Origin of the sequence: Neptuniibacter sp. UBA6509 (assembly GCA_002435145.1) — a bacterium.
Taxonomy (GTDB): Bacteria; Pseudomonadota; Gammaproteobacteria; order Pseudomonadales; family Balneatricaceae; genus Neptuniibacter.
This window is the reverse complement of record DJLT01000107.1, coordinates 26,431-35,465: the sequence shown is the minus strand read 5'-3', so window position 1 is coordinate 35,465 and position 9,035 is coordinate 26,431. Positions and strand designations below refer to the sequence as shown.

At 41.2% G+C, this 9,035-nt stretch carries 8 protein-coding genes and 1 other RNA gene; 7 read left to right on the top strand and 2 right to left on the bottom strand.

Annotation, left to right across the window (positions count from 1 at the left end; all coding sequences use genetic code 11):
- Positions 1-256 precede the first annotated feature (256 nt).
- The 4 genes from ffs to B4K11_RS13480 all read left to right on the top strand — a co-directional run bounded on the left by ffs (position 257) and on the right by B4K11_RS13480 (position 3,683).
- Positions 257-353: signal recognition particle sRNA small type (gene ffs / locus B4K11_RS13495), an RNA gene on the top strand.
- A 313-nt stretch (positions 354-666) separates the two neighbouring features.
- The gene (locus tag B4K11_RS13490; protein ID WP_292951562.1) at positions 667-996 is read left to right on the top strand and encodes a hypothetical protein; all 330 of its coding nucleotides are present in this window, start codon (positions 667-669) and stop codon (positions 994-996) included.
- Between the two features lie 134 nt (positions 997-1,130).
- Complete coding sequence (locus B4K11_RS13485) at positions 1,131-1,448, top strand: hypothetical protein (RefSeq protein ID WP_292951559.1); 318 nt, start codon at positions 1,131-1,133, stop codon at positions 1,446-1,448.
- A 273-nt stretch (positions 1,449-1,721) separates the two neighbouring features.
- Complete coding sequence (locus B4K11_RS13480; protein WP_292951556.1) at positions 1,722-3,683, top strand: HAMP domain-containing methyl-accepting chemotaxis protein; 1,962 nt, start codon at positions 1,722-1,724, stop codon at positions 3,681-3,683.
- Between the two features lie 47 nt (positions 3,684-3,730).
- Here B4K11_RS13480 and B4K11_RS13475 read toward each other — a convergent pair whose 3' ends face one another.
- Both B4K11_RS13475 and B4K11_RS13470 read right to left on the bottom strand, forming a co-directional pair.
- Positions 3,731-3,934, bottom strand: coding sequence for a (2Fe-2S)-binding protein (locus tag B4K11_RS13475; RefSeq protein WP_292951553.1), 204 nt, complete (start codon positions 3,932-3,934; stop codon positions 3,731-3,733).
- Positions 3,935-4,095: 161 nt separating this feature from the next.
- Positions 4,096-4,968 carry a LysR family transcriptional regulator gene (locus tag B4K11_RS13470; RefSeq protein WP_292951550.1) on the bottom strand — a complete coding sequence of 291 codons (873 nt, stop codon included), beginning with the start codon at positions 4,966-4,968 and terminating at the stop codon, positions 4,096-4,098.
- Positions 4,969-5,104: 136 nt separating this feature from the next.
- Between B4K11_RS13470 and B4K11_RS13465 the strand changes: the two genes are divergently transcribed.
- The 3 genes from B4K11_RS13465 to B4K11_RS13455 form a co-directional block, all read left to right on the top strand.
- The gene (locus B4K11_RS13465) at positions 5,105-6,223 is read left to right on the top strand and encodes an S-(hydroxymethyl)glutathione dehydrogenase/class III alcohol dehydrogenase (RefSeq protein ID WP_292951565.1); all 1,119 of its coding nucleotides are present in this window, start codon (positions 5,105-5,107) and stop codon (positions 6,221-6,223) included.
- Between the two features lie 110 nt (positions 6,224-6,333).
- The gene (gene fghA, locus B4K11_RS13460; RefSeq protein WP_292951547.1) at positions 6,334-7,176 is read left to right on the top strand and encodes an S-formylglutathione hydrolase; all 843 of its coding nucleotides are present in this window, start codon (positions 6,334-6,336) and stop codon (positions 7,174-7,176) included.
- 341 nt (positions 7,177-7,517) lie between these two features.
- Positions 7,518-9,035 (top strand): GAF domain-containing hybrid sensor histidine kinase/response regulator (locus B4K11_RS13455; protein ID WP_292959429.1); only part of this gene is annotated, 1,518 nt, incomplete at its 3' end.

Genomic DNA, 9,035 nt, shown 5'->3' with positions numbered 1-9,035 from the left:
GGGAGTCCATCCCATTTCCCTAGTTAAAACGGTTAAGTTACTGAAACCGTGCCTTTATCTTTTTATCATTTTGAACAGTGCCTGAAAAGGCTAGACAAGATTTGCTGTCGTAGTGGTTGTTTCTTGATCAAGTAACTAATAAAAACAAATAGTTAAGAATAATGCATTTGCATCTTAAATTATCACTGGTATACTGCGCGCCTGTCTTAAGGAAACGCCCTTAAGGCAAGGCTTACAGGCCATGCGATGGTGGTCCTGTTGGTCCTTCCGCAATGATAAATCGTGAACCTGGTCAGGCCCGGAAGGGAGCAGCCACAGCGGTGGATTCATGTGCCGGAATGTGGCTGGCGGGATCACCCCCAATTTCTAACACCTCCTTTTTTATTCTGTCACGCTTTTGATTCATTTCTTTTTGTAATTGAAATGTATGAATTCTTCTCATCTGTTAGTTGTCGTTTAACGTCTAAACTGAAATTTAAGAGCTCTATTGATCTGCCGGTCGATCATGTGAGCGTTTCCGCAGAGTGCTTTAGCAATTATTTAAGTCGTTTTTGAGTAATTATCTAAGAAGGTACTTAAAACATCTCAGCATCTAAGTATCTGAGCGTAGATGCAAAGGAGCAGTTAGGCGGTTACCGAGAAAGCATCTGAAATTGGATTTTAGTTATGTTTAAACTGGTAAAAGACTTTGATAGCTATGAGTTCATTTATTATTGGGTAGATCAAAATAATAGTAAGGTGAGTTCTAACTTAGCTACGGTTGAATTAGCTGAAGAGTGGCTGATTCATTACCATTTTTCTGAGTATCCAGGTAAGGAAAGACGACGTTCTTTCTATGATCGCCGTTATTCCGCGAATAAGGTTAAATTACAGGGGACTCAGATCTTTTTCTCTAAACGCAAGCCTCCTCTAAAGGGGCGGCGTATGACGGATAGAGTAATTGAAGTTGATATGGATTTATCAAAGGAGAAAATTAATAGCTTAATCGCCTTATAGAATGAATGTACGTCTCAACTTTCTGAATTAAAGTGGCTAAATGATAGAAACACTGCTAATTTGGTTTGATACTATGTTTTTTCATAGTGTGTGTTCAGATTTTGAGTAGATTTATCAATAAAACGGATGGTCCTGTGCAACTAGTTAAGGATTTGAGCCCGTCAGGTATAGTCTATTATTGGATCGATGAACGGTCTGAGAAGATAAGCCCTGACATTCCCACTCTTCAGCTTGCTGATGAGTGGCGGACGCGGTTTGTTTTTTCAAAGTTTGAGGGCTTCGAGAGACGGAACTCATTTCTTGATCGGCGAAAAGACAGTAACCAAAGGGAAGAACTGGATAAAAATCTGTTTCATAATCGTTTGAATCCAGTAGGCCGTCGGGAAACGGATGAGCCAATCACTATTGATATTGATCTTGCCGTAGAAAAACTTAAAGTCTATTACAGCTAATTTTTGAACAGTGGCGAACAGTCACTGTTCCTGCATTTATAATCGCTGTCACTCCTAAATCTATTTTCCGCTTTCTATCTTTTTTGTCCTCACTTTATCTATATACATTGCATTTAGATTAAAGGTGATTACCTTAACTTGATGCTGCCTACAATTTATTGCATTAAGGTTTTCTTAAACTATTGTAAGGGAATTCAATGAGAAGTATTATCAACTGCGATTGAGAATATATCTCAGTAAGTTCGTTTTTCCTAATGTAGTAAGTGTGAATAAATGAATATATTAAATAGTTTAAGTCTGCGAAGTAAAATAGGTATGAGCTTTGGTTTCATACTGATACTACTTGTCACTGCATCAGGTGCAGGTGTTAGTGGTTTGCAACATTCAGAGGAAGGGTTTGTAAAGTATCGAGAGTTGGCTAGAGACACCAACTTATCAGGTCGCTTACAAGCGAATATGTTGAAAGTAAGAATGGCAGTTAAAAACTTTTTGATTAGCCATGAGTCAACGGAATTAGAACAGTATCAGAATCGAATGGGATTGATGAATCAGTTTTTGGAGCAATCCAAAAATGAAATTTCTAATCCTGAGCGAAGTCGTTTAATAATGGAAACAGACTCACTGTTGACCCGCTATCAGAATACCTTTGATGAGGTAGTTGCTCTTATTGGGAAAGAAGATCAGCTTTATTACGATGTGCTGGTTAAGCAAGGCCCTATTATGCGAAAGCAGATTACACAACTGCGTGAACTTTCTCAGATAGAGGCTAACAGTGACAAAATGTATCTGCTTGGAAATCTAAAAGAGGACTTATTACTGGCTAGGCTGTATTTAGTTCGCTTTTTGGAGAAGGGCCATGCCGATGATTACAACGTTGCAATTGAAAAGTTAGATCAAGCGTTGAACCAGCATACACTTGCATTAGAAGAAAACTTTTTAACAGTACAAGAGTCAGAATTTTTAGCCGTTTTTCATCAAGCAAGAACACTCTATTTAGCGGCGACTCAGGATATTTTTGCCGCCCAGAATGAACGTAATCGATTAGTGTCTGGTACGCTGGACGTTATTGGACCGCAAGTCGCTAAAAACGTAGAACAAGTAAAGCTCTCAGTCATGGCTGAGCAAGACAAGCTTGGACCTATGTTGCAGTCAAAAATTCAGCAGGATCTACTCGTTGTTGGGATCATCTCATTAATTGCGATCGTTTTAGGTAGCTTTTTTGCCTTTATGATTACGCGCATGATTACTCGACCTATTTTGGATGCTGTATCTTTTGCAAATACTCTCGCTCAGGGTGATTTGTCGCAAGAGATTAACTGTCATCGAGGTGATGAAGTAGGCAAGCTTAATGTTTCATTAGGCGATACAACGCGTAGTCTGCGCGATATGATCACAGAGATTACCCATGCCAGCAGAAATATGAGCACATCTGCAGAAGAGCTCGCTGTTTTAACTGAACAGGCTAAGAGTGGAACCTTGCTTCAGCAAGAAGAAACTGATCAGGTTGCAGCAGCCGTTACGGAAATGGCTCATACCGCACAGCACGTTGCTACTAATGCGTCACAAGCTGCGGAATCGGCTGATAATGCCAATCATCAAGTTAAACAAGGAAGAGGGCAGATGCAAAGGGCGACAGAAGGAATGACGCAGCTTTCATCAAGCCTTGAGGAAACCTCCTTGGAGGTTCAACAACTTCAGCAGAAAACCTGCGATATTAACGCAATCCTAGATGTTATTCGTGAAATCGCTGAACAAACCAATCTATTGGCGCTTAATGCGGCTATAGAAGCGGCACGGGCGGGTGAACAAGGACGTGGATTTGCTGTCGTGGCTGATGAGGTTAGAGGCTTGGCAAAGCGTACTCAAGAATCTACTGAGATGATCCATAATTTGATTGGTGACCTTCAGCAGCGCGCAAACTTTGCCGTTTCTGTGATGAATAAAGGCACAGATGAGGCGAATGGTTGCATTCAATTGGTTGATCAGGCGGATGATGCATTAAATGAAATCAGTGCAGCTGTAGAGAGAATGAGCGATGTTAATACGCTGATTGCTAGCTCCGCTGAAGAGCAGAGTGTTGCAGCAGAACAGATTAGTAAGAGCGTTTGTAATGTGCGTGTTATCGCAGAGCAAAGTCGTTCAGCTGCAGATGAAACATCTAACTCGAGTGTTCATCTAAGTGAAGTTGCTAACCGACTGGGAGTGATGGTTCAGCGTTTTAGGCTTACACGCTAAGTTTTAGGTTAATAAGCGTCGCTGATTTAAAGATAAATCCCCGTATGTTAATCACATCGGGGATTTTTTTGTTTCACGATATCGTTAACATGATTTACGCACTCTCCGCAGCGAGGTTGTAGATCATGAACGGCAAATATTTCACGATATTCATCCTCTCCAAAATCAATAGATTCTTCAATGTCAGAGATATACAGATCGTTACACGTACAGACTAATGTTGGATCAGCGTCTTTTCTATCGATGTTCATGTGTACTCGTGTATCAGTGCTATGTGGCTTATAAGAGCAGTAATCACTCTGTGCTTGAGTGAAGATCATAGAGTGGTTTTGAAGGATCTGATAACGAATAATATACATATCAATATGAATAATTTGATATCCATGTGTATAGGGTTGCTAATTACGGTGAATCAAATAGATAGATTTGATGACATATAATCGATCAGCATGCGTACTTTGGGGGATAGGTGACGGTTATGCGGGTAGATAGCCCAAATACCTTCATCGCTAGGCTGGAAATTTTGTAATAAAGGAACCAACTGACCAGTTTCAATGCTCTCTTGTACATAGTAATCGGGAAGTTGTACGATCCCGAGGCCTTTCAAGGCTGCATCAAGCAGTGCTGTGCCACTGTTAAAGCTTAGTTTACCGTGTATCTTAATATTTCTTTCTTGGCCACGGTCGTGGAATCGCCAGTACTGCAATGTACCTTGAAGACAGTTGTGATCATCTAGCTCTGCTAACGTATGCGGTGCACTATGATCAGAAAGATAGCTTGGAGATGCACAGACAAACAGTTTTCGAACGGATAAGCGTTTTGCCATCATGCTAGAGTCATCTAGTTTTCCTAAGCGGATCGCTAGATCATAGGCAGAGTCTACTAAGTCAATTTTTTGATTAGTAAAAAAACACTCGATGGAAAGTTCTGGATAGAGAGAGGCAAAATCATTTAGCACTGGTGCAATTCGGCTTTCACCAAATGTTGTAGGTGCGGTTACTCTAAGTTTTCCTTTGGGGGCGCTCTGTAGTTGAGTTAAAGCGCGTTCAGCATCTTCTAGGCCATCTAGCAGTTGTCTACAGTGTTGATAGTACACTTGACCTGCTTCAGTGATTGAGACTTTACGTGTGGTCCGGTAAAACAGTTTTGTGCTTAATCGAGTTTCAAGCGCACTAATCTGCCGGCTAACCTGTGCTGTGGAGATATTTAGATTCTGAGATGCCGCAGTAAAATTTTCCGTTTCGGCCACCGCAACAAATTCAGTAATTCCTTCCCAACTAAACATCGCTACTCACAAAAAATTATTATTACCATATGGTAAAAGTAAATTGCAGAATTCTATAATTATAACCTTCAAGTAATTAACTACAATGTACGTATAAAAACATAAGACAGTATATGGGGCAGTTATGAGCGAGAAAATGATTAAATCTAAAGCGGCTATCGCTTGGGGGCCAAATGAGCCTCTATCAATAGAAGAAGTTGATGTAATGCCGCCACAAGAGGGTGAAGTTCTAGTTCGCATTGTGGCATCAGGTGTCTGTCATACCGATGCATTTACGCTTTCAGGGGAAGATCCTGAAGGTATTTTTCCCGCTATTCTCGGTCATGAAGGTGGAGGAATTGTCGAAGCGGTAGGTAAAGGAGTCACAAGTGTAGCGGTGGGTGATCATGTAATACCGCTTTATACCCCAGAGTGTGGTGAATGTAAGTTCTGTCTGTCAGGTAAGACAAACTTATGTCAGAAAATACGCGAAACCCAAGGCAAGGGACTTATGCCGGATGGCACTACACGCTTCTACAAAGATGGCCAGCCAATCTACCATTACATGGGGTGTTCAACCTTTTCTGAATACACTGTTTTACCTGAAATCTCTTTAGCTAAAGTTAACAAAGAAGCGCCGCTAGAAGAGGTTTGTCTATTGGGTTGTGGTGTGACAACAGGGATGGGAGCGGTAATGAATACCGCCAAAGTCGAAGAGGGGGCCACAGTCGCTATCTTTGGATTGGGGGGAATTGGCTTGTCAGCGATTATCGGCGCTACAATGGCTAAGGCTAGCCGTATCATCGCAATTGATATCAACGAAAGTAAATTTAAGCTCGCAAAAGAGCTTGGGGCTACAGATTGTATTAACCCTACTAACTATGACAAACCGATTCAGGACGTAATTGTTGATCTCACGGATGGTGGTGTCGATTACTCCTTTGAATGTATAGGTAATGTGGATGTAATGCGCTCGGCTTTAGAATGTTGTCATAAAGGCTGGGGCGAATCTGTTGTCATTGGGGTAGCGGGCGCAGGTCAGGAAATATCAACCCGTCCTTTCCAGCTAGTGACAGGTCGTGTTTGGCGTGGTTCCGCTTTCGGTGGAGTTAAAGGTCGTTCAGAGCTTCCTGAGATCGTTGAAAGGTATATGGCGGGTGAGTTTAAGCTGAATGACTTCATTACGCATACGATGGGGCTGGAAGGAATAAACGATGCGTTTGATCTAATGCATGAAGGGAAGAGCATTCGTAGCGTTATTCATTTCGATAAATAAAATGCTGTAGCTGCATAAGGACGGTCTTAGATTTCTATTGCCAAATAAGGCACAGAACTTTAAGGCCTCGCTCCTCAACTTCTAAGTGCTAAAATAGCAAAAGGGTCGCTGTGAATATTAAAAGTTTGAACAAATACAAATGTTTTGATGGGTGGCAAAAGCAGTTTAGTCATGAATCAACAGTACTTAATTGCTCGATGCAGTTTAGTATTTTTTTGCCTCCGCAAGTCAATACAGGTGAAAAAGTGCCTGTCCTGTATTGGTTGTCTGGCCTTACCTGTACGGATGAAAATTTTGTTCAGAAAGCTGGAGCTCAAAGGATCGCAGCAAAGTTGGGCATTGCGTTAGTTGTGCCAGATACAAGCCCACGAGGTGACAGTGTTGCTGATGCACCTGATGGCGCTTATGACTTAGGTAAAGGCGCAGGGTTCTATTTAAACGCGACAGAGGAACCATGGCAGTCACATTATAAAATGTACGACTATGTGACTCAGGAATTACCACAGTTGATAGAAGAGCATTTTCCGGTCGCGGATAAGCGTTCAATCAGCGGCCACTCAATGGGAGGGCATGGAGCTCTTACTATTGCATTAAAGAATCCGTCAGATTATCAATCAGTCTCTGCGTTTAGCCCTATTGTTAATCCGATGAACTGCCCATGGGGGAAGAAAGCTTTCACTGCGTACTTAGGGAAGGATACGAAAAAATGGGAACAGTACGATACATGCAAGTTAATGAGAGGGGCGAACAGTAAGCTACCGATGCTGGTGGACCAAGGCGGTGCCGATACTTTTTTAACGGAACAGCTAATGCCAGAGTCGCTTGAATTAGTCGCAAAAAACGCTAATTACCCAGTGAGTTTAAGGTACCAAGCCGGGTATGATCATAGTTACTTTTTTATCGCGAGCTTTATCGAAGAGCACTTAAAGTTCCATTCCCAATACCTAAGCTGACCCCCCAGCTCCGTATTATCTTTCGCAGATTATACTTGCGAATACCTCGTATTGAGTCTCAGAAAAACTGAAGAACATGAGGCTCAGTGCATTTATCTCGTCGATTACTTGGTAATAAAGCGGAATCTTATCTATTGTTTCCTTATGGCCTTTACTTATGTCTGTAACTAATTGATTTAGATATATCTTAATTGCGTTACATGCCTCTTGGTTGGGATACATATCTCTTAATTAAGTTACGTAGCCCTTGGTTTAGTTAAGTGCCTCGTGTTTTAGTTACGTAGAGCTTGATTAAGTTACATACCCCTTGATTAAGTTATATATAAGGAAAAGGAAGCCTCATGATCTCAGCATCGTTACCGAAGACTGAAGAAGAGCGTCTTAAAGAGTTATACAGCTACGATATTTTAGATACTGAGGATGAAAAAGAGTTTGATGACTTGACTCAATTAGCCTCAGATATTTGTGGTACCCCTATAGCTCTTATCAGCTTGATTGATCCTGATCGGCAGTGGTTCAAATCTAAGGTTGGAATTGATGCGGTTGAGACATCAAGAGATATCGCATTTTGTGCTCATGCCATTCTTCAGGAAGATATTTTTGAGGTGGAAGATACGCTGGATGACAGTCGTTTCTCTGATAACCCTTTGGTTACTGATGGGCCCAAAATTCGCTCTTATGCGGGGACTCCATTGATCACGCCTAACGGTTATGCGTTAGGTACACTTTGTACCATTAGTGATAAGCCTAAAAAATTATCGTCTCAACAACGGCGTGCCCTTGAAGTGTTGGGTAATGAAGTTGTCTCCCGTTTAGAGTTAAAGAAAAAGATCAAAGAATTAAAAAAAGCCAGCGATTTTAAATCAATGTTCCTCTCTAACGTGAGTCATGAAATCCGGACCCCGATGAATGGAGTGATTGGCTTAACAGATCTACTTCTAGACTCGCAGCTTAATTTTGAGCAAAAAAACTACGCTACATCTATCAAGCGAAGTGGTGAGTCACTTCTGCGAATCATTAACGATGTGTTAGATCTCTCAAAAATAGAATCAGGCAAGTTAGAGATCGAATGCATTGAGTTTAATTTGAAGGAGGTCTTTGACGATGTGATGAACTGCTTTAATCATCTGGCAGACGATAAGAAAATCATCTTGCACTGTGATTTTCAGTTAGCGGATATCAACGCTAGAGATAGCCTATTTATTGGGGATCCCTATAGGCTAAGACAGATTTTGAATAATTTAATCAGTAATGCAATTAAGTTTACATCTAAAGGTACGGTCACTCTTTCCGCCAAAGCGATACCTTTAAATTCGGCAACAGATGGCAATGATTTTGATATTCGTTTTAGCGTAAAAGATTCAGGTATTGGTCTGGCTGAGGAGCAGCGAAAGTATTTATTTACACGCTTTGGCCAAGCGGAAATTTCTACAAGTCGTAAATACGGTGGAACCGGGTTAGGGCTGAGCATTAGCAAAGAGCTTGTAGAAATAATGGGAGGTGAAATTGGTTTAGAAAGTGAAGAGGGCAAAGGGTCTGAGTTCTGGTTTACCCTTAAACTTCGGAAAGTTATAGATAAACCAAAAGCCATTATGAAGGAGCAAGAAGTAAAAGAATATAATACCTATTCTCATATAACTGTGCTGGTGGTAGATGATAACCGTGTTAACCAGATTGTCGCAAAGGGCATGTTAGAAAAGTTAAAAGCCCGTGTGGAGTTCGCCGATAATGGTGCGATTGCGCTGGGTATGCTGCGTGATAGGGAGTATGACCTTGTTTTAATGGATTGCATTATGCCTGTTATGGATGGTTTTGATGCCGTTCGAAATATTCGTAATACAGAAACAATTGTTCGTAAT